This window comes from Rossellomorea vietnamensis (genome assembly GCF_008180615.1).
Lineage (GTDB): Bacteria > Bacillota > Bacilli > Bacillales > Bacillaceae_B > Rossellomorea > Rossellomorea vietnamensis_D.
This window is the reverse complement of sequence record NZ_VTEH01000013.1, coordinates 23101-43508: the sequence shown is the minus strand read 5'-3', so window position 1 is coordinate 43508 and position 20408 is coordinate 23101. Positions and strand designations below refer to the sequence as shown.

Below are 20408 nucleotides of genomic sequence, written 5' to 3'. Positions count from 1 at the left end.
CATACAATATATTGTAATCTTTTCTTCAATTGCAATTAAATGGCTGCATGAAGGGTTTTGAATTGATTAAGCCTTAGGAGGTAAACGATGATAAAGGAGAAAAGTAATCCTTGGTTTATAATATTTGTTTTTCTAGTGCTGATCATTTTTACCCAGGGCACGTATGATATCGATGAACCCAGTTTTTTTGTGCCTGTTATTATTTTTTCCTTGTTACTTGGAGTTTTTGGAGTATATTTACTCGGTAAAGATATGGATCTCTTAAAAAATTTGTATTTTTTAAGTTATGTGATGACAATAGGAATTGCTTTTGCACCTGCTATTGGCAGTTATATTGAAGATGGTGACCGCTTCTACGGCTTTCCTGCTCAATGGTTCAGCTACTATCATCTGAGTGGATCTGTTTCCTTTAATATAATCGGCTTTTTATTCGATTTTTTCCTGATTTTTTTCCTGCTCCGTTTTTTGAATAAGATCTTCCTGAAGTCTTCTTAGTTTTAAACTCTTCCTATACTTTGCAGCTATTTAGTATGTACTTCGCAGATAACAGCCTAAATCACCTAAAATATCTTTATAGAAAAATAAATTCACACAAGTCCTCCGACTAGATTGCCCAAGTTTTTTGCATTGTTCACTTCCAGTGATTAATGTCATTTTCTTATTAAATCTGCACACCTAATCCCGCAGCCATTTCCCTTTGTTCCTTATTCTTTCTATATAAGGTTTTTTGGTATGAAGACTGCATGTTTTACGTTATACTTGCATGAGCGTTCTGTTATTATCTGTAAGGGGGTGAATGTTATGAGCTTTTCTCATATTTCGAATTATTCTTCCATAGAGGAAGCATCAAAGGATGTACTGGAGCTTATCAGTAAATTTGTTGATGTGAACACCTTCTTCGTGGCTAAAAATGATAAAAAAAATGTTGATATAATACAATCCTTTAATCGGGAAGACGCAGTGCTTGAAGCGGGATTCAAAACTTTTTATCGTGATTCTTACTGACAATTCATCGTCAGGGGTGGTCGGGAACCACTTATCATAGAAGATTTATTAAAGTTTGATGAAACAAGCAACATGGAAGTAACAAAAAATCTTGGAGGCGGTTCCTTAATTGGAATGCCTATCTACTATAGTGATGGAACTAATTTCGGTACGCTTTGCGGAATGGATTTACGGCCGCATCATTTCACCGAGGAACACATCTCTTTATTCAAGGCGATGGCAAAGCTGCTTGAAAATGTCTTGAATCTGGAAAGAGCTAACCATAGAGTACAAGCCCTTTCTGCTCCTCTTGTTCCCATTTCTGATACAGTGGCGATACTGCCGGTCATTGGGGATGTAGATGAAGACCGTACCAATAGAATTATGGAACATTCATTATCTCAGAGCCTTAAACAAGGATTAGAGTACATGATTTTTGATCTATCAGGGTTAGTTACGATTGATGAGTGCAGCGCTTTTAATCTATTAAAGATCGGGCAATCACTGAAATTGCTCGGCGTTCGCATGATAATAACAGGAGTCCGTCCTGAACTCGCCTTGAAAGCCGTTCAATCGGGAAGTGATTTAGACCAAATACATACAGAGTCTAACCTGAGTGATGCTCTTCGTTATATTGGCTATCATCTTGAAAAAATTTGATTATGCACTTTATCTCAATAGGCTGTTAAATACAGACAACAAAACGCTTTGATATAGATCCAAGCGTTTTGTTGTTTTATATTATCTTATCTTGGCAGCTTAAGCAGTCTTTCATGGAAGATCTATTCTTATTCATTGATTTTCCCCTTTCTTTATCAACCTTAACGCTTTCGTCAATCCGAAACCTTCTGCATTGCTTGATGAATACTCAGTCATTCATCTGTCCTTCCGTCCAACGACCAGTACCCTCCCCCTAAGTCACTGTTTTCGGCTCCATATGGAAATGAGGTTCCTCCTATCACCTTGCCTTCCACAACATACACATAGGTATACACCTTCCCTTTGGCTTTAATGCCTCCACAGCACTCCCAGTCATCCAGTGGGTGATTTCGAACAAGGAATTTTTCAACATCGACTGTTTTTCCGATATGAGGACTTGAATCATTTCCGGGCATCATCCAATAAAATTGATAAGGCAATGTTTCCAGTTTCTTTTTTGTGAGGGTATAACTTTCTTGGAGGTTTTCATAAGATAAAACTTCATATCCTTCTTTTTCAAGATATTCTTTAGCGATTGCGGAGGTTTTGGAATCAGTAACGGCAGATTCATTTTGCTGACACCCGCTCGAAATTATAAGAAGAAAAATCAGCAGGATACTATAAATTCGTTTCATGGCTGCAAGATCCCCTTTAGCTCAAATTCTTCTTTTAAGGAATTGAGAGATTGAAGGTCAGCTGCAAAAATTTCGCATCCCCTGTCATCGTAGATAAAAAAGATTAAATTCCTGGTGACATTAATGAAATATACATCCGGATAATAAGGTCGGTTTCCTTTTCCAAACCTCGGCTTTAATGGAAAATCTTCGTTGCATGCGGCTTTGATCAGGAGATGATAAGCCAGATCTTTTTTTAGGCATTTTAACGAAAACTGTGAAATGTAAAATGAAGCGGGTTCATCCTCGTTCCAAATGGGCAGCGTATCCAGTTCCACCTTATACCTCATCTCTTTACCTTTCAAATAACGATCAAAGATTTTCGCTTTCAGTTTAATCCTGCTTTTTTGAGCACCATAGATGTTGCTGGCGAGAAACATTTCATCCTTCTCATCGAACAGTAAGTGAAAGATGCTCAATGACTGCTGGTATACTTTGTCAAAGTATGTCAGATTCAATGCCCCATTTTCCTTGTATGGATAGTGATCCCTGCCTAGTTCAACATGCAAGCCGTATTTCTATTGATGGAAGCATCCTGGTGTTAGAACAAGTCCTGGAAAAGTAGTTTGAAGGTATTCGGTTAATCTCATCAATTCCCCTCCATCCTTACCACACTCTCCGTTATTTTTTGAAAAAATCAGAAGAGATAATCATTATCATACCTAAAATGATGGCAGGAAGTGAATAGTCGCTAAATTGTTCGGGAGCATCTTGGATCGGGCTGATCCTATCATTAAATAAGAATCCCATTATAAATAACAGAAAGCCAATACAGTAGAGTACTTTGCCCATTGTATTATGTTTTCTTATGACCATCAGCTCCTTTTGTTTAGATTTTGAGTGAATCGATAGTAAGTTTAAATGCAGTCATAAACACCAGGTGTTTACTAATTTTATCCTTCAAAATTTTCTAAAGAATCTCCTGTCAGCAGTTCATAGAACACTTCTGCTTCTTCGTGCAGGATGACCGCTCTTTCATTTCCATCTTCACTCTGCCTGAACATTTCGACCGAGTTATTTTTAGAATGAATATGGACGTCGACTTTTTTATTGTCAACGCTAAACATAAAATCTGTTCCCGAGTACAGATCAACTTTCGTCCACTTTTCGTTTTCCAGTGTCGCCATAACACTTTCGATTTCCTCTTGGTTTGTAATTGTATGGACAGTTTCGACAACTTCTCCCTCTTCTATTTTTTCAACGGCTAATTCCTGTTTTGATTCGGGCTGGGTGCATCCGGACAGGGCAAGGAATATAATTAATGAAGCACTACTTAGTTTACGTTTGATGATAATTCCCCCTTTTAATAGATTAAAAGTTAAAATGATCTGTTCTTCTATTATACAAAGATAACTCATTACTAATATTACCATATATAACAATGATTAGATGGATTAGTCTTGATAAGTCTTTCTGCATTGGGTGTTGGCAGATATATGTATTCCCTTTTAATAATATGTATATACAAAAAAGCGGAACAAGGCAGTCCTTGTCCCACTCTAGATCACTTTTATTCTTCACAGCTGGTAGAAAACAAAATCGGCACGTCACAAAGAGACTCAACCATGACATCGGCAAATACATTTGCTGCTACGCCAGTGAAAGTATTGCATAAATTTGAGATGTCATCATTGAAAAATTGAATCACTTCCGGAGTGAATACGGGATATACCGCATCCGGTCCTCCAGGGATTTGAGGTTTCACCACGACTTCCACAAAATAAGGGTTGCCGGATAACGCTGTTTCCAATAGAGCTGCTACAGTAAATGGACTTAAAGGACACGGCAATGGGTCCACAATCTCTTGATCTCCGTTGATAACCACTACATTAACCGTGACATTTCCAAATTCTATAGATGACTTTAAAAGAGTTGCGAGTGCAATAGCTTTCTGGTTATTAGAAACGGTCACCAATGCTATGAAAATTGGGCCGACCGGGATGAGCGGGCCGACAGTCACTTCCGGATCTTCACCGATAGAAAACTTCAGTTCGTTAAAGTAGGTAATCCATGGAGGTGATAATTGTATTTCTGGTGAATTTTCCATATAAACTACTTCCTCCTTACTATACTAGTGAGTGTTACATATTATAGTATTCATAAAGAAAGAAAGAGTGTGGGACAACCATGTAAATTAATAGGTGGAGTCTGACATTGTGTCTTTAACACGTTAAAGTACGAAAAGGGACTGTCCCTTTCAGTACATTAACGTGTTAAAGAATTATCTCTCCTATTTACTATCAAAAAATGAGCCGCTATTCACGGCCCACCCCAATCCATAATTTAGATATTCTCTTGCTTCAATCCTTCGATGATGTTCTGCTTTTTGATTTTGGAGATGGAGTACAGCATGGCCGAGCTGACGATGAGGAAAATTGCTGCAATTACAAACACTATGTCCAGCCATGGGACACTGAACCCATACTCAAAGGTTTCCCTTACAGAGAGATGAATCAGGTACATAATGACGAAGCTGATCGGCAAACCATACAACAGCGCATTTACGCCGTAGAAGATACTCTCGTAATTGATCATTTTGTTAAATCCCTTCGGCGTCATGCCGACAGACTTCAGCATCGCAAATTCTCTTTTTCTCAGTGAAATGCTGGTAGAAATAGTGTTAAAGATATTAGCTATCGAAATTAATGAAATTAGCGCGATGAACCCGTAGGTGAAGACAGATAAAAACATAATCAGCTGCTGTTCACGTTCTCTATTTTGTACGACATTGTAAATATAAAGTGAAGAGGGGGCAATTTCTTCTAGTGCTTCCTGGGTTTTATCAGCATCACTGCTGTTAAGATAAAGGCTGGCGTCCACTTGATCCAGCGCCTGCTCGTTTACAATCTTTTCCAAAGTCTCCACAGGCACCACAATATCCAATCCGCCGAGGCCTGCTGTATTGCTGCCTATAGGCATTTCTCCTGTCATTGCTCCGATCTCAACATTTCCTAATGAGGTGTCTTCGTTTGTTTCGTAATTCGTAAAGAGGAGTTCAATTGAATCTCCTGGTTTTGCATTTATAGAGGCTGTTTCAATAAACCTGGAAGTTGCAAAGTCCTGATAGGCTAAATCCTCTATTATAATTGCCTTGGGATCCTCTAAATTCCTATAAGCTGCCTCTTCCGTCCCTACTTTTTCGGCATACTTTTTAAAACTCTCTTCATTCAATCCATACAGATTGACGTAGTATTGGTACTTCCCGTCCTGTAGTTCGATTTGCTCATCCTGCTTTATTAAATCTTTCAACGCTTCAGGAAATTTATCCTCTTCTACCAATGATGTGAGCTGCACTGTTTTTTGAATACTATAATCCGTCACAGCTTCCAAGTCCACTAAAGGTTCTAATATGGATGTATCCCCTTTGCTTCCTGCCACCAAAATATCGTAGTCAATATTCATCTGTGACATTTCAACCGACCTGCTTAAATTATCTGTAAAAAATGAAACAGATAGGAAAAGAATAATACTGATGACAAGCGAAAAGAGAGTCGCATAGTATCTCTTTTTATTCCTTTTGACATTTTTCATCCCGATTTCAGCTTCCAAGCCGAATATCTTCCTTACAAGCTTCGATGTTTTAACTGTTTTCCGTGATAATTTAATATCCTGTGTCTGGCGGATCGCATCAATTGCAGAAACTTTTGATGCCTTTCGTGCCGGCACGTACGTAGAGATAAAAATAGTGCATATCGAGATTAAGCAGGCTGCGAAAATGGAAGATGGTGTCACTACAACCCCAAGCTTTTCCGTTGTCCCTAATGCCTCTTCTAAAAAAGAGTTGATGAACATGAATGTCAACGCAATACCGCCTACACCAGCCAAGACACCGATCGGAATACTGATAAGTCCGATTACTGCACCTTCAAAAAAGACTGAGTTACGCTTTTGCTTCTTGGTCGCCCCAACACTGGAGAGCATCCCTAAATGCCTAGCTCTCTCAGAAACACTGATCGCGAACGCATTATAAATCAGTGACACCGATCCAATAATAATCACCGCAATAATAATGCCTGCCAAGGAAAACATGGTAGTTCTCAGATTACCACTATCTGTTACACCATAGAAACGTAAAAGCTCATCATTGAAACCGATTTTCTCCACACCAATTTGCTCCGCCAGTTTTTGAGCCTCTTCGAATAGTGAACCGTTAATTTTATCTAACACAACAATGGCATCAGCTTCTGAAGATTGCCCTAAATTTTCAGCGTCAATATAATTAATTACTGTATACCCTGGTGACCATGAATTTTCCCAGGTTGGCATTTCGATTGTTCCAACAACTGTGAAGGTTTCCGTGGAGGTTACTTCCAGAGTTTCACTAATCCCGTTCTCATCCCTCTGAATCGAATATTCTTGTGACAAGGGTTCACTCTCGCCTCCCAAGAGCCTATTACCGATATTTACAGTCATTTCATCGCCGATTTTATATTCGATTTCAGTGTCTGAGGCTATTTCTTCAGAAATGACAACTTCTTCTGCAGCTTGGGGAAGCCGGCCACTGCTTAATTCAATCGGAAACTGTTCCATTCCTTGGGTGTTATATGCTTTAAAAAATAGATAGGGCTTGTCTGTTTCTTCTGCCCCTTCCAGCTTCGCATATCCAACGTCATTAGCAAGAATCAAATCTTTAGTATTCTTATCCTTTTTTATCGCTTCAACTTGTTCGCTAGTGACATTTTTATATTGAACATGCCATTCACCATTGTCTGCAATGGACTGCCTCTGAAGCAGATCAAGAAATGAAACACCGAGCGTAGCGACTGCCGTCACCATTGCAACTGAGATGATGACACCAATGATCGTTACGAGTGTTCTTCTCTTGTTTTCCTTCAAATGCCTCAATGTCAGTTTATTGATGATGTTCATGGACGGATCACCTCGTCCTTGGCGACTTTTCCATCGTTGATTTCTATGACGCGGTCGGCCTGCAGGGCAATCCGTTCATCGTGGGTGATGACGATCAATGTCTGGTTATATGTCTTATTGAACATTTTTAAAAGTTCCATGATTTCATTGCTGTTTTTACTGTCGAGGTTGCCTGTCGGTTCATCCGCCAGTATGATCGCCGGATTGCTGATCAAGGCCCTGCCGATGGATACACGCTGCTGCTGGCCGCCGGAAAGCTGATTCGGCAGATGACTCAGGCGGTTCGTTAAACCCAGAGTGGAGGCAATGTCATTGAACTGCTTTTGATCGACTTTGTGTTCGTCCAGAAGCATCGGCAGCGTCATGTTTTCTTCAACAGTCAGAATCGGTATCAAGTTATAAAATTGATAGATTAAACCAATCTGTCTCCGCCTGAAAATCGCCAGCTGTGTTTCGTTCAGTTGATAAATATCCGTGTTATCGACCAATACCTTTCCTGAGCTTGGCCTGTCCACCCCGCCGAGTAAATGAAGCAAAGTGGATTTTCCAGACCCTGATGGACCAATGATGGCAACAAACTCCCCTTTTTTCACTGAAAACGAAACATCATCCAATGCCTTTACTGTTGTTTCTCCCTTGCCGTAAACCTTAGACAGATTTTCTATTTGTAATATACTCATCGCAAACCCTCCATATTTTAAGTGTTGACCTCAGTATATCTGTCTAAGATGACTTTAAAGTGACTTTCAAAGTGACAATTTAGTCACTTAAGGGGATAGGAACGTCTCCTCAATGGACGACCCTATCCCCTTTCTGTTCTGTAAAATTTGATGGTAAATTCAGATCCAGCGCCGGATTTGCTTCTGACTTCGATATCTCCCTGCTGACCGGTAATGATGCTGTAAGCCATTGCAAGGCCGATTCCCACACTATCTTCACCTGCATTTCTTCCTTTATAAAAACGCCGGAAGATATACGGTAGATCTTCTTTGGGTATCCCCTTCCCAGAATCTTTTACCCTTATCTCGGTAAAAAGAGGATTCTCTGAGAACGAGATGGATATACTGCCGCCATTAGGAGTATGCTCCACGCAGTTCTTCAATATGTTGATAAGTGCCTCTGCTGTCCAATGGAGGTCTCCTGTAAAAGTGACATGGTTATCTCCTTCTATTAAAATTGCCTGTTCCTTTATATCCATTGGAATAGATACCGGCTGTAACGCCCTGTCGATGAGTTCGCGTACATGAATATTATTCTTCTTAAATACTACGGTCCCGGCGTCAATTTTCGATATTTTTAAAAGAGAAGAAACCAGCCATTCAATCCTCTCCAATTGAACTGTTATATTCTTGGTGAATTCAGCTCGTTTAGACTCATCCAGGTTCCTATCACTCAGCAAATCAGCCATCACCGTCATAGATGTCAACGGAGTTTTCAATTGATGAGAGATATCCGAAATCGCATTCGTTAATTTGATTTTATCCTGTTCCAAATGAGAGCTCTGCTCTGACAGCATCAAAGTAACTTTATAGATATCACTTTTTAAAATACTTAGTTCTCCTTCGTAATTGTCCCGGACATCCAAGTCGTAATCCCCATTACTAATGCGTCTTAAATAACCGGAGAGATTTTCAATTTCACGGTATCTCCATTTGGTGAAAACTAAACTGCAGCCAACAAGCAGGGCAGAAGCGGCCAGCACTACTAAAGCGGCAGCCTCCGATAGAAAGAAAGCTGCTGCTCCACTGAAGACCGCTGCAATCAGGATCATGACAGTAATAAATAATTGTATTTCTCTATTACGCCACATATCATTGACCTGACTTATATCCCAAGCCCCTGACGGTCCTGATGATCATAGGACTTTGAGGATTGTCTTCAAGCTTTTCCCGCAATCGTTTAATATAGACTGTCAAGGTATTGTCGTTCACAAAATCACCTGCCACATCCCATATCCGGTCAAGAAGCTGGGCTCTCGTCAAAACCTGCCCGATATGGTTGGCAAAAATCATCAGCAGCCTGTATTCCAAAGCAGTCAGCATTACCTCTTCCCCGTTTTTGAACACTTTTCCTTCCAGTGTGTTTATCCGGATATTTTCAATATCTATGTAGGATTTTGCCTGTTCCGGCTGCTTATGATAACGGCGAAGCACCGATTTAATCCGTGAAAGCAGTTCGCGTACCCGGAATGGCTTTGTAATATAATCATCCGCCCCCATGTCCAGGCCCATCACCACATTGACCTCATCATCAAAAGCTGTCAGAAAAATGACAGGCTTGTCCTCGTGCTTCTTCACCAATTCACAAAGATCATACCCGCTTCCATCAGGCAGTGACAAATCAAACAAACATAAATCAATCTCAGCGATCCTGTCACTTATCACATCCCTTGCCGACTGGACATCATGACAAAGAACCGTCATATACCCCTCCTGCTTAAGAGAATACTCCAAACCAGCAGCAATCGTCCGATCATCCTCCACCAACAAAACTCTCATCTTATACACCCCAACCGAAAACCATTTTCCTCTATCATATTTTATCTCTCTCATTCCGTCAAAACGGACTTTACCACGCTAAAGCGTGAAGAGGGACTGTCCCTCTTTGTGCGTTGTCGCGTTGAAGGGATAAAGGCTTCAACCCTTTTTCTGTTTTCAGTCATTTTCTGTTCGGACAAACCATATTTTATATATAGAATGTGATGGGAGGAAAGCATTATGAAACAATTCCTGATATCTGTGGCAATTATTCTCTCTGTTGGTACAGTCCTTATGCTAAATGGGTTCACAGATAATGTTCAAGAAGTGAATTCTTCTTTTGTAAATGAATTATCTGAAGAGGCAGCTGCTCAAACGCCAGCAGAACCTCTCCTCTTACCCGCAGAGTTAAAGAATTTTATTGAAGAAGAAAACAAACCTGACACAGCACAGACTGAGCTGATTCCAGCGAATCTGGAATATCTCTTTGACGCGAAATTTGAGGAAGACGGCTATATTGTTGAGATCTACAGAGAATATGAAATTTACCGAGATGCTGATGGAAATGTGATCAAAGAAGTTCCGACAAGCAATTTTGAGTATATGAGATATAAAGAGTAAGATCTCGTTTTCTTCTTCTTTTGGGCAGACAAGTTAACTTTAACCTGCAAAAATCTAAAAAAACACACTGGATTAATATTGGAACCGGTGTGTTTTTTATATTTCAACAGTATTTTCAGTAAACTAACGTATCGGTAAGATAATACTCTTAAAGTTTAGGGTAAAATTAGAAGAAAACGCACCATTAACTCTGAGGAAGCCAAAGAAAACGGTACGTTTAACAAGGAAACGTACCATTAACTTTGAGGAAGCCAAAGAATACGGCACGATTAACAAAGAAACGTACCATTAACTTTGAAGAAGAAAAAGAAAATGGTACGCTTAACAAGGAAACGTACCATTAATTCTGAGGAAACCATAGAAAACGGTACGAATGAAAAGAAAACGCTCTTCTTAAACTCACTTATCCAAAACTAATTCAAACATTAGATGAATCATCGTAGTCATACCGGAAGCCGTCTTGGTTTGCAGGTGCCTGGCTATTCTCGCCGGCTTGCAATTTTTCAAGTACTCCCTGATACAATTTCAACTCTTCTTGATCCGTTGTATGACCAAAGGCTGACTTCAATGCCTTCTCGATAACTGCCTGTTCCTCACTAGATAACTTCATAATGTTCCCCCCTCGTTTCTCTTCAATCACTTTATATTTTTTGCAGCTTTCCATGTAATTATGTGTGATTTTGCCACTAACGCATAGAGATTATGAAATGAAACTCAGCTTTATAATAGAAACTTTCCTCCAGCTAATTCGTATAACCATTAAGGAGGCGTTCTGTGTTGGAATATGGGTTACTTGTGATTGATATTGCCCTTTAAGGGGGTTCCTCCTTGATTGGGATAAAATACAGACGTGGTTACTCTCTGGTTTTTATGAAAAGATGATAAATACAAACCATTATTAGGAACAGTTACAGAGATGGGATTATTCCTTCTACTTGGACTGCTTGTGATTTTCAATAGTATGGATGACTAAACCTATGAGGGAACAGTGCTATGTAGGGGCGATGCTATTGCTCCTGACAGCCATGTATATTTTATTAATAAAAAACTGCTTGACTGAGTCGCAGTTCTTAAGGAAGTGAAGTTTTGGAAGAGAAATTCATTGAGGTAAATGGTAAATATGAAATAGTAAGTCTCACCCGTCCACCAATGAAATCCTTGTAAAAGGGAATTCCATTTACAAAAAAGTGTAATCCCTTTCTTACATCCCGCCATATCTTATCAAGCGAACCAACAGGAAAAGACCGGACAAAAGTGTCCAGCCTCTTTATCTAAAATCAGTATTGATAACCATAACCAGGCGGGCAGCAAGGTCTTGGCGGACCAGCCCAAGGCGGTGGCGGTGGCGGCGGTGGCGGATATCCGTAAAACGGTCTGGGACCTATAAGCGCCGAGCCTAACAATCCTCCTGCCAACCCTCCTAAGAATGGCAATCCGAAACCAAATCCAAAGAAACGTTGATTTTGCGGTTGATGAGGGCCTCTGTAGTACATACATTCTTACCTCCATTTCCTATATACATCTCTACACTATTTTATATGTAGGAAATTGGGTTTGGCTTGGGCATCTGTCCCAAATGTATAAAAGCTGCTCCGCAAATGTCTTTTATCCTCTCCAGCTTTTAGGATTTTATGAACCAATCAATAAGTATTTTGATGGGTGCTTTTTGACAAAATGCTTCTCAATGAACCTCAGCACATCATCGTTTCCGGGTAATGACGCTGTTTCTACTGCTTCTTCAAATGAGAACCATTTAAAATGACCTCGTGCTCTTGATCCACAAACCCCACGAAGACCGGTGCCAAGTAAATGTAATTCTCTGCTGGTAAATAAAACTGGTCAAATTTATTGGAAGTATAAAGCACTACACCTTCAAGTCCGGTTTCTTCACGAATTTCCCTTAAGGCTGCTTCCCAAGCTTTTTCCCCTTGTTCTATCCTGCCGCCAATATAACACCATGCCTCATCAAGAACTTCTGAATCTCTTTTTAACAATAATACCTTGTATCCGGTATCTGATTTCTGCAGCAGCACCACCGCAATCCCTAAACACCTAATAGGTATGTTATTCTCCAATACTTTTCCCTTTCTAGAAAGAAAATTTATCTGCTATCCACGGTCCGATTACACTTTCCAATTAATGAGAGAAGGTCTTGTTTCCTTTACTTCAATGTAAGCAGCTTCCTCTTCACTATCCTTACCATGTGCCATTTGATTCTTTAAAGCGTCAATGAAATCCTCCGGTTGACTCATATAAATCAGCGCTTTTGTTACCTCTTTCTTTTGCCCGAAATACCCTCTTGCATACAGAGGTTTCTTGAATACAATTTCATATTTCAGCTCATCTGTCACACCGAATATCCTGGTGAGCACCCTTGGAAGAGCTCCTGCATGAAAGACCTTCTTTTCATGGACCATTCCCCCGCTTTTATGGTACTGCGTGCGGGCAGGCTGAATCTTTTCAATATCCTTCACATGAAAGGTCAATTCCCTCCTAGCGCCAATTCTCATTCGTACCTTCTTTCCTATGAGCTCGATCGGTGAATTTCTGACGTAGTTATAATCACCCATGATATAAAGAAAGCTATATACATGTAAAATCAAAAGAATATTTGCTCGGAGAGGATCCACTTCCTTTAAATAGATATGAAAAACGGCTCCTTCAATAACTTGTTGATGAAGGAGAGCGATGTACAACCAGAAATAAAGGGATCCTTTATGATAATGAAATCGTCGTACTCCGGGTACCTCTCTCTCATTCTGTTTCCATCGAAAAATGCTATAATAGAGCAGCAGTCCTTCTTTTTTTAAAAGTGAAATAAAAGGATTTTCTTCGATATCTCCCCGCCTGTATTTAATAAACAGGACTACCGCAAGGACTTCAATTAATGTAATTATGATCGCAACCGATACAATAAGCTGAGTATCCACAGGCCCACTTCCTTACTGGAATTTCTTCATCTGCAGCCAATAAATCAAGTACTGAACCATCCCCATAACAGCGAGTAGAATAATAGAAAAATAAGGTAAATGATTAAGATAGGCCGTTAAAGCTATGCCTAATGGAATGGCAAAAGCATAAAAGATATAAACCTTTCTTGTCGCTTTGAAAGTCAGCCACTGCATCCCTTCATCCTCTTCCCTGAGTTCCATCGGGATAATACTTGGCTTGATTTTGTCCTCGGGATTCCTTCTATTGTAAAAAGGGATAACAGCGATGATGATTAATATCGGAATTCCCAAAACCATTGGATCAATGACCAGCCAGGATGGTATGTGGGCTGCATAATGTTCGCCGATCATAATGAGGCCTAAGAAAAAAATCAAGAAACAATTAAACAATGGTGACTGATACGTTCTCTTTAACAAAGCTATCTCTCTCCTTCTAAACGGAAAATTTCCTCTACCGGAACCGCAAAAACATGAGCAATCTTCAGGGCAAGCGTGATGGACGGCGCGTAGTCCCCTTTTTCAATGAGTCCTATGGTTTGTCTCGTGACACCTACGCACTCAGCCAAATCTTGTTGAGTCAAACGAAACCTTGCACGTAACTCACGAACAGAATTTTTCAGCATTTCCAAAAATCTCCTTTGGTATTTATATCCTTAATGTAAGGTATCCTTTGCATTTTGTATAGGATTATTGTTTTTGTTCATACTTTAGTAACCATTTATTGTATAATTTGTTAAATCTCTTCTTTTTCATTGACAAAGAGGGGCTTTGGGTTAAAAAAACGCAATAAAAAACCAGAAATCGACTCTAATTGGTCAGTTTCTGGTTTGTTCACCTAATTACTGTTCAAGAAACTTAAACAAGATTTACTTTTGAATTTACAACTGAAGAAATCTTTCCAAAATCAGTTTCCTTATTATGTTCCAATTATTTCAAAAATTCCAAGTGGCGTTTTGACAAAAAAGATAAAAAGGTTGAACTCAAAATCGGTCTCAATGAATCCAGTTTCACTTAATATGAAAGACCATCACCCATGTAATTGGCCAATTTTGATTGAAAGCTCTCCATTCACATTATTGGAGGGGATGAAGATATCAGCGAAAAAAGTTCCAAAAGATATGTTGACATATAGATAATTAAAAATTTCTAAATATTATAGTAATTTTCCATCTTCTTTAATTCCACCAATTAATTAAGGATATAACTGAGTTGAGGGTTCATAATGTTTTTTTGGAGGTAATCGATTGAATAAATATTTAGTTCTTTTTGCTTTAATAGTAACAGTGCTTTCATTCTTTGGACTCTTAACGAATAATGACACGCTGCTCCCCTTCGTATTGTTTGGATCAGGAATCCTTACACTAATTTCAGGGATAAGTGAACTACGGAAAAAACAAGAAAGAACTCTGGGAATCGTCTATATTTTCACCTCTTTGATCGCTATGAGCTGGGGAATTGACTTGGTCATTTTTTAGTGTGAAAAACAACAATAACACAAAAGGACTGACTCTGATCGGAGCCGGTCCTTTTGTGTGGAGAAATACTGTGGGTGATCCTGATAGTTTCAATGATTCTATGCGGGATCGGTTATCGCTTCACAAGTAAATCAGTTGTATAAAGAACGTTTTTAAAAAATATTTATTCCGCAGCACGTACATTTTCGCCAATTACTTTTCCAGCCTTCCAATTCCGCGCAAACAGTCCTGTGTAAATTAAAACAATCCCAAACATGATGATGACACCTATATACACAGACATCATCGTCGGCATCAGGAACGCCCCGATGATAATGGTGGACCTTGCAATCAAATCAGCTCCGCTGAACGACAAATTAGAAAACGCAGAGTAGGATCCCCGCTTGTCATCTGGAATCATATTGGCTTGTTCAGCATTGCGGATCGGTGAGTAAATTAATTCACCCAGCGTCGCAATCAGATTGAAGGCAATAAGCATGTACCAGGTGTTAGCTGATGTAACGGTCACATATCCGATTCCATATAGAATGAGTCCAATAAGCAAGGCGTTTTTCTTATTGAACTTATCAGTGAAGCGGTTCACGATGAAGGTGAAGCATACGACCAGAAGCATGTTCTCGATATTCAAGATACTCAGCATTCTGACGCCGGCAATCTCAAAGCTGCCTATATTCACAGCGTTAAACGTTTCGGCAAGCCGTATGCCGATATAACTGTTCAAAGAAAATTCCGCTGCAAAAATGAATGTGGAGCCAGCGACCACCTTCACAAAGGCTGAATCTCTAAAAGCGATTCGGTAATTGTTCACCAAATCAATGAACACATTCTTGTGCTGCTTTTTCAGCTGATCCTTAAAATTGTCCTGCAGCCAAATGCCATAAGCTATCGGAATCGTAGTGGATGTAAAGGTCAGCATCATAAAGAGCTCTATCTGATGATTCATATACAGAAGTCCGCCAAGCGCAGCTCCGATGGCCATTGAAAGGTTAATCAGCCAGTAATCCAATGCGTAGACCGCTTTTCTATTTTCCGGTGTAGTCGAATCTATAATAATCGCATGCATCGCCGGACGCCCGAGACTGCTTGTTATGATAAAACCTATGTAAGCAATAGCAAACAGCAGGATGAGTTTACTCTCTGGAAATAAGCTGATCGTCATGATGAGGAAAAACAATGCATTCAGCCATGAGGTCGCAAGCAGCACCTTCTTACGCGGAAAGCGATCAGAGATATATCCGCCAACCAGGTTGATGAGAAACCCGACCACTACCGTAATGATCAAGAATGCTCCTGCCCATACCTTTCCTAATTCCCCAGCAAAAAATAGTGCCATGAACGGCATGACCGCTGAGGAAACAGCTCTGTTGAAAAATGATGTAATCATCCGCACTTTAATATTTCTAGGTAGTTCCTTCCATTTCATGTTGTTCCCCTCCCCTTGTATACTGTATATTAAACTAGACTACTAGTTTTAAAAATAGACAGTTCAACAAATGATGTCCCCTTTTAGGAGGAAGAATTAATGGATGATAAATTACTCACTCTCTGGAGACATTTCCCGAGTGGAAACATCAGTACTGTAGAAATCTCAAAAACTCTTCAACTCAGCCCAAAACAGTCGGGCCGTTATCTGAAAAAGTGGGATGAAGAAGGCTGGTTTACTTTTACACCTGGCCGCGGCCGTGGAAATGTTTCCAAACTTAAATGGATAAAAGATGTAGAAGTTATTTTTGAAGAAAAAGCACTGAAGCGAATCGACCAGGAGCCAGTTGAACGGAGCAGCCGCTACTTGATGTATGATTGGTCGACCGACAGTAAGCTTCGTCTGATGAATAAATTTCAAACAAAACTTGGATTTGTACAAGAATCTCAGGACAAACTAATCGTCCCCAAACGGTACCCTTTCTTTTCCGTCCATCCTCTCCAAGCTGCAGATGTACTAAGCGCCCATCTAGTAGCGAACGTTTTTAACAGGATGGTCTCATTGACAGAAACTGGCGAAATAGTACCTGAGCTGGCACATAGCTGGGATTCTTCACCATCCATGCTGCGGCTTTATTTAAAAAAAGATATAAAATTTCACGACGGCTCCCTTTTTACTGCAAAGGATGCAGCAGTTTGCCTGGAAAAACTACGCCATCATCATCGCTACAAAGAAATTTGGGAGCCTGTAGAAAGAATCGAAGTGAAAACACCGCTTATCCTCGATATCCATTATCCCGGAGGCTGCAGTTATATCCTTCCTCTTCTAAGTATGATGTGCGCCAGTATGTATCGAGAGACTCGAGAAGGAATCCTGGGAACAGGTTGTTTTTCGTTGGAAGTAAACAAACCCGAGAAGACAACTCTTGCCGCATTTAAGGACTACTTTCAAGAAAGACCTCTTCTCGATACGGTAGAATTCATTCAGGTGCCCCACGAATTCCGCGGCATCTACCACTCGCCTTTGGAACAGGATCAATCTTTTGAGGTGGAAAGCGATTCAGGGTTTGGTATTGTCGTGATGAATACCTGCCGTCAAAGTGATATCAGGAGAAAAGAAGTTCAGCAATACCTGCATTGGGTCATCAATAAAAACATCAAAACCATTGGTGACTGCAGTCCGCGGCTCACACCAAACAACAAAAGCGTAATGGCTGGTAAAAGTCATGAATTAACAATGCGAGAGGTGGATCGCCCTGAATTTAACGGGCCGATAGTAATCCGCGGAGTCAACTATACAGCCAGCACTACTCAATGGCTAGCCGATATCTTTGAAAAAGAAAATATCCCAGTTGAAATTCAATGGTTCTCTTTTGCAGATACATTGAACAGAGAGGTCCAACCCTTGACGTAGACCTTTTCATTCATGGCGAGATCTTTGAATCAAATCAGGATTTCTCTTTCTATTACTTTTTGAAAAATGGTTACTCGCCTCTTCATCAAATTGTCAGGGAAAATCAAGAGTTAAATCTCCAATTGGAGAAGTATCCTCATATTCCTTTTGAAGAGTGGGATTCCCTTAATATGCAGCTGGAAAGGAAGCTCATTGAACAATCGATTATGATTCCCCTCTACTACGAGAAGAGGTTTATACCCTTTTCATCGGATATCATGAACATCAAAATCAAGCACTTTGGGTACGTAGACTTTTCCAAGTTGTGGGTTCGTCCAAGGGTGTGAGCGAGTGGATGGTTACCTGAAGGTATGATGGATGGGCGGACCAACTTTGAAGGGATTAGTTTGTTGCTTTTTAACCATCTCAGGCATGGCGGGATATAATCTTGCTTTTTCGTAACTTTTGATGTATCTCGCTCTAGTACCACATTACCTATTTTTGATTGCTCTCACCTATAAAAATACTGAGGGTAATTAGGTTTAAGGTCATAGCGCTTTGGAGAAAGGTTACGGGCTGTTGAGATAAGAAAAGCCCTGGATATTGGCCCGTAAGTGAAGTTTACGGGCCGTTAAGATGAGGAATAGCCCTGGCTGTAGGCCCGTATGCCCGTAAATGAGATAAGCCAGTAAAACCGATGAAATCCCCGAATGAAGGCCCCACTAAAGTAACTTGGCCTTAAACAAGAATTTACCTAACCATTATTTTATCTTCCTCTGCTGAATCAAGTATGAAACAATCGGATAAACAGCACCCAATAGGGTCACCGGTAAAAACCATACTCCGAGCCCCTCACCCCAGCCAAGAGCGATAGAAACAGATTCAAATAGAATGCTAGCAAAAATAATCAAACAAATATTCTTCAATCTATTCATCATTTTCCGGCTGAGCAAATAAAATTGTTTCGCGTTTCTCTCATTAAATCGCTGAGGATAATTATGCGATTCCGGGAACTTTTCAAACAGCTGCATAAAAATAATTATGAACACACCCACTGCAGGTAAAATGAACAGTTCCGTTTTAGATCCCCAACGGTCAATTTCCCCTAATGCATTATAATGTGCGGGTACTTTATCGGGAATGCTGCTCCAATGAAAGAGCATAAAGATGATTGAGCCAATATACATGGCATAACCGGCTATGTCCCACATCCACTCGCTTTTTGTTTTCGGGATATTTATTTTAGGTCGATTTGGTGAAGTTAACATTTAATTCTCTCCTTCCTTTACCAAGGGAACTTAGACGCTTCACATCTCCATGCTCTGCCAACTCAAGAAAATGTTTCAAAAGAGATCTTTATATTTTCTACGGATGAAATACAAGGAGGTTTCACTCATTTCAGACAAAAGGAATCGCCCTGTTTGAAAGTACAGGATGATCTAAAATGACAGCTATTACTTGGAAGGAGTAACTCCAACAGCATCTATTCTCTTAATTAAAGAATTTAAAGAATCCTATTTCATGATGTGAATTATCGAGATTATTTGAAAAAATCATGATGTAAAAACCCTCTTTTTACATCTTCAGCTCCTTAGAGAGAAAGACTTCATGCAGAATAAATCCACTCTCAGCAGAACCAATCCACTTTTTAAAAAGGAAGAAAAAATTAAGTTAGTACATTACTCTAAAACCTCTCCAACATACTCAGACTGCGGTCGGAAGATGACATTATTCTCCGCCTGCTCCAACACATGTGCAGTCCAGCCGACGATTCTGCTGGCAGTGAATGTCGGGGTGAAGAGTTCGGCTTGGAAATTAATCGATTTCATAATAGCGGCTGCGTAGAATTCTACATTAGTGTACAGCGCACGTCCCGGTTTCACTTCTTTTAACACTTCTATGGCTGTTTCTTCGACATGAAGAGCTAGATCCAGCGAGTTGTCGGCGCCGCTTTCTTCTATTAGCTTATTTCTCAGAGTGATGGCGCGGGGATCATGGGTCTTATACACTCTGTGTCCAAATCCCATCAGTTTTTCGCCTTTTTGCAGCTTCTCTCTAATCACGCTTTCTGCTCTGTCAGGTGTCCCTATCTCTTCTAATAAATCAATGACTCCAGAGGGGGCACCACCATGAAGCGGTCCCTTCATTGTACCGATAGCAGAGGTGATGGCGGAAACCAAGTCAGATTCAGTTGAAGCTGTAACTCTGGCTGAAAAAGCTGATGCGTTCATGCCATGTTCCATGGTCAGAATCATATAAGTTTCCAGCGCATTGACCACTGCGTTCGATGGAGTGCCGCCCGTAAGCATATACAAATAATTTGCAACATGATCCAACTCTTTATTTGGTTCTTGAAACGGCTGTTTACCAATCAAACTGCTTCTAAAAGCGATGATCGAAGGGATAACAGCCGTAAGCCTTATTGCCTGGTCGATTGAGGGCTTCCAAGAATACACTGCAGAACCTTCTGCTGAAATGGCGGTCCTCAAAACACTCATCATATCCATGTTTTCTGGAAGACTGCTTATAACATTCTTCATAGTCTGTGATAAACTACGGTGCTGGACGAGCTGAGTTTTTAGTTCCTGCAATTCGGCCGCATTTGGCAAAAACCCTTTCCATAGCAGGAAAGCTCCTTCTTCAAAGGAAAGTCTCTCTGCTAATTGACGGATTTCCCTTCCCCGATAAATCAAAATCCCTTTTTCACCGTCTATATGGCTGATTTTCGTTTGTGCTGCCACAATTCCTTTTAATCCCTGTTGATACATTTCATCTCATCCCCTTATTCATTGAATTACCTTTATTGTATAATGGCTATATAATTAAGAAAATTAAATATATTT

24 protein-coding genes are annotated in these 20408 nt (G+C 40.1%); 7 read left to right on the top strand and 17 right to left on the bottom strand.

Annotated features, from left to right (window positions below; genetic code table 11):
- The first annotated feature begins 87 nt into the window (after positions 1-87).
- The 3 genes from FZC79_RS15525 (at position 88) to FZC79_RS15515 (ending at position 1644) form a co-directional block, all read left to right on the top strand.
- Positions 88-495 carry a hypothetical protein gene (locus FZC79_RS15525; protein WP_148947686.1) on the top strand — a complete coding sequence of 136 codons (408 nt, stop codon included), beginning with the start codon at positions 88-90 and terminating at the stop codon, positions 493-495.
- Between the two features lie 306 nt (positions 496-801).
- Positions 802-1005 (top strand): hypothetical protein, encoded by a 204-nt coding sequence (locus FZC79_RS15520; RefSeq protein WP_148947685.1) that lies wholly within the window; start codon positions 802-804, stop codon positions 1003-1005.
- Positions 1006-1011: 6 nt separating this feature from the next.
- Entirely contained in the window at positions 1012-1644 is a 633-nt protein-coding gene (locus FZC79_RS15515) for an STAS domain-containing protein (protein ID WP_353733615.1), read from the top strand.
- 212 nt (positions 1645-1856) lie between these two features.
- Here the strand turns inward: FZC79_RS15515 and FZC79_RS15510 are convergent, their stop codons facing one another.
- From FZC79_RS15510 to FZC79_RS15475, 8 genes are all read right to left on the bottom strand, one after another.
- The gene (locus tag FZC79_RS15510) at positions 1857-2318 is read right to left on the bottom strand and encodes a hypothetical protein (RefSeq protein WP_148947683.1); all 462 of its coding nucleotides are present in this window, start codon (positions 2316-2318) and stop codon (positions 1857-1859) included.
- On the bottom strand, positions 2315-2866 hold the full coding sequence (locus FZC79_RS15505; RefSeq protein ID WP_426905293.1) for a DUF3885 domain-containing protein: 552 nt from the start codon (positions 2864-2866) through the stop codon (positions 2315-2317). Before FZC79_RS15505 ends, FZC79_RS15510 begins: the two co-directional genes overlap by 4 nt.
- 384 nt (positions 2867-3250) lie before the next feature.
- The gene (locus tag FZC79_RS15500) at positions 3251-3715 is read right to left on the bottom strand and encodes a hypothetical protein (protein ID WP_148991519.1); all 465 of its coding nucleotides are present in this window, start codon (positions 3713-3715) and stop codon (positions 3251-3253) included.
- Between the two features lie 152 nt (positions 3716-3867).
- Positions 3868-4404: a hypothetical protein gene (locus FZC79_RS15495; protein WP_148947681.1), complete on the bottom strand. Its 537-nt coding sequence runs from the start codon at positions 4402-4404 to the stop codon at positions 3868-3870.
- Positions 4405-4640: 236 nt separating this feature from the next.
- Positions 4641-7226 (bottom strand): ABC transporter permease, encoded by a 2586-nt coding sequence (locus FZC79_RS15490; RefSeq protein ID WP_148947680.1) that lies wholly within the window; start codon positions 7224-7226, stop codon positions 4641-4643.
- Positions 7223-7906, bottom strand: coding sequence for an ABC transporter ATP-binding protein (locus FZC79_RS15485; protein ID WP_148947679.1), 684 nt, complete (start codon positions 7904-7906; stop codon positions 7223-7225). Before FZC79_RS15485 ends, FZC79_RS15490 begins: the two co-directional genes overlap by 4 nt.
- 122 nt (positions 7907-8028) lie before the next feature.
- A complete protein-coding gene (locus FZC79_RS15480; protein ID WP_148947678.1) occupies positions 8029-9036 on the bottom strand; it encodes a sensor histidine kinase in 1008 nt (335 codons plus the stop codon).
- A 1-nt stretch (position 9037) separates the two neighbouring features.
- On the bottom strand, positions 9038-9724 hold the full coding sequence (locus tag FZC79_RS15475; protein WP_148947677.1) for a response regulator transcription factor: 687 nt from the start codon (positions 9722-9724) through the stop codon (positions 9038-9040).
- Positions 9725-9943: 219 nt separating this feature from the next.
- Between FZC79_RS15475 and FZC79_RS15470 the strand changes: the two genes are divergently transcribed.
- Positions 9944-10324: a hypothetical protein gene (locus FZC79_RS15470; protein ID WP_148947676.1), complete on the top strand. Its 381-nt coding sequence runs from the start codon at positions 9944-9946 to the stop codon at positions 10322-10324.
- 418 nt (positions 10325-10742) lie between these two features.
- On the opposite strand, the gene FZC79_RS15465 is transcribed toward FZC79_RS15470, so the two are convergent.
- The 6 genes from FZC79_RS15465 to FZC79_RS15440 all read right to left on the bottom strand — a co-directional run bounded on the left by FZC79_RS15465 (position 10743) and on the right by FZC79_RS15440 (position 13898).
- Positions 10743-10934: a hypothetical protein gene (locus FZC79_RS15465; protein ID WP_148947675.1), complete on the bottom strand. Its 192-nt coding sequence runs from the start codon at positions 10932-10934 to the stop codon at positions 10743-10745.
- Between the two features lie 667 nt (positions 10935-11601).
- Entirely contained in the window at positions 11602-11817 is a 216-nt protein-coding gene (locus tag FZC79_RS15460; protein WP_148947674.1) for a hypothetical protein, read from the bottom strand.
- 234 nt (positions 11818-12051) lie between these two features.
- On the bottom strand, positions 12052-12399 hold the full coding sequence (locus FZC79_RS15455; protein ID WP_252183352.1) for an NUDIX domain-containing protein: 348 nt from the start codon (positions 12397-12399) through the stop codon (positions 12052-12054).
- A 48-nt stretch (positions 12400-12447) separates the two neighbouring features.
- A complete protein-coding gene (locus tag FZC79_RS15450; protein ID WP_148947673.1) occupies positions 12448-13254 on the bottom strand; it encodes a hypothetical protein in 807 nt (268 codons plus the stop codon).
- Between the two features lie 12 nt (positions 13255-13266).
- Positions 13267-13692: a hypothetical protein gene (locus FZC79_RS15445; RefSeq protein ID WP_148947672.1), complete on the bottom strand. Its 426-nt coding sequence runs from the start codon at positions 13690-13692 to the stop codon at positions 13267-13269.
- A gap of 2 nt (positions 13693-13694) precedes the next feature.
- Positions 13695-13898, bottom strand: a complete 204-nt coding sequence (locus tag FZC79_RS15440) for a helix-turn-helix transcriptional regulator (RefSeq protein ID WP_148947671.1) — start codon at positions 13896-13898, stop codon at positions 13695-13697.
- Between the two features lie 621 nt (positions 13899-14519).
- Here FZC79_RS15440 and FZC79_RS15435 point away from each other — a divergent pair.
- On the top strand, positions 14520-14750 hold the full coding sequence (locus FZC79_RS15435; RefSeq protein ID WP_148947670.1) for a DUF3953 domain-containing protein: 231 nt from the start codon (positions 14520-14522) through the stop codon (positions 14748-14750).
- 163 nt (positions 14751-14913) lie between these two features.
- Here FZC79_RS15435 and FZC79_RS15430 read toward each other — a convergent pair whose 3' ends face one another.
- Positions 14914-16173, bottom strand: a complete 1260-nt coding sequence (locus FZC79_RS15430) for an MDR family MFS transporter (RefSeq protein WP_148947669.1) — start codon at positions 16171-16173, stop codon at positions 14914-14916.
- Positions 16174-16272: 99 nt separating this feature from the next.
- Here FZC79_RS15430 and FZC79_RS15425 point away from each other — a divergent pair, with 99 nt between their 5' ends.
- Positions 16273-17586: an ABC transporter substrate-binding protein gene (locus FZC79_RS15425; protein WP_353733614.1), complete on the top strand. Its 1314-nt coding sequence runs from the start codon at positions 16273-16275 to the stop codon at positions 17584-17586.
- 122 nt (positions 17587-17708) lie between these two features.
- Positions 17709-17912: a hypothetical protein gene (locus tag FZC79_RS24020; RefSeq protein ID WP_353733613.1), complete on the top strand. Its 204-nt coding sequence runs from the start codon at positions 17709-17711 to the stop codon at positions 17910-17912.
- 414 nt (positions 17913-18326) lie between these two features.
- On the opposite strand, the gene FZC79_RS15420 is transcribed toward FZC79_RS24020, so the two are convergent.
- Together FZC79_RS15420 and FZC79_RS15415 are read right to left on the bottom strand one after the other, a co-directional pair.
- Positions 18327-18833, bottom strand: coding sequence for a DUF1648 domain-containing protein (locus tag FZC79_RS15420; protein WP_148947668.1), 507 nt, complete (start codon positions 18831-18833; stop codon positions 18327-18329).
- A gap of 411 nt (positions 18834-19244) precedes the next feature.
- A complete protein-coding gene (locus FZC79_RS15415; protein ID WP_148947667.1) occupies positions 19245-20333 on the bottom strand; it encodes a citrate synthase/methylcitrate synthase in 1089 nt (362 codons plus the stop codon).
- Positions 20334-20408 lie beyond the last annotated feature (75 nt).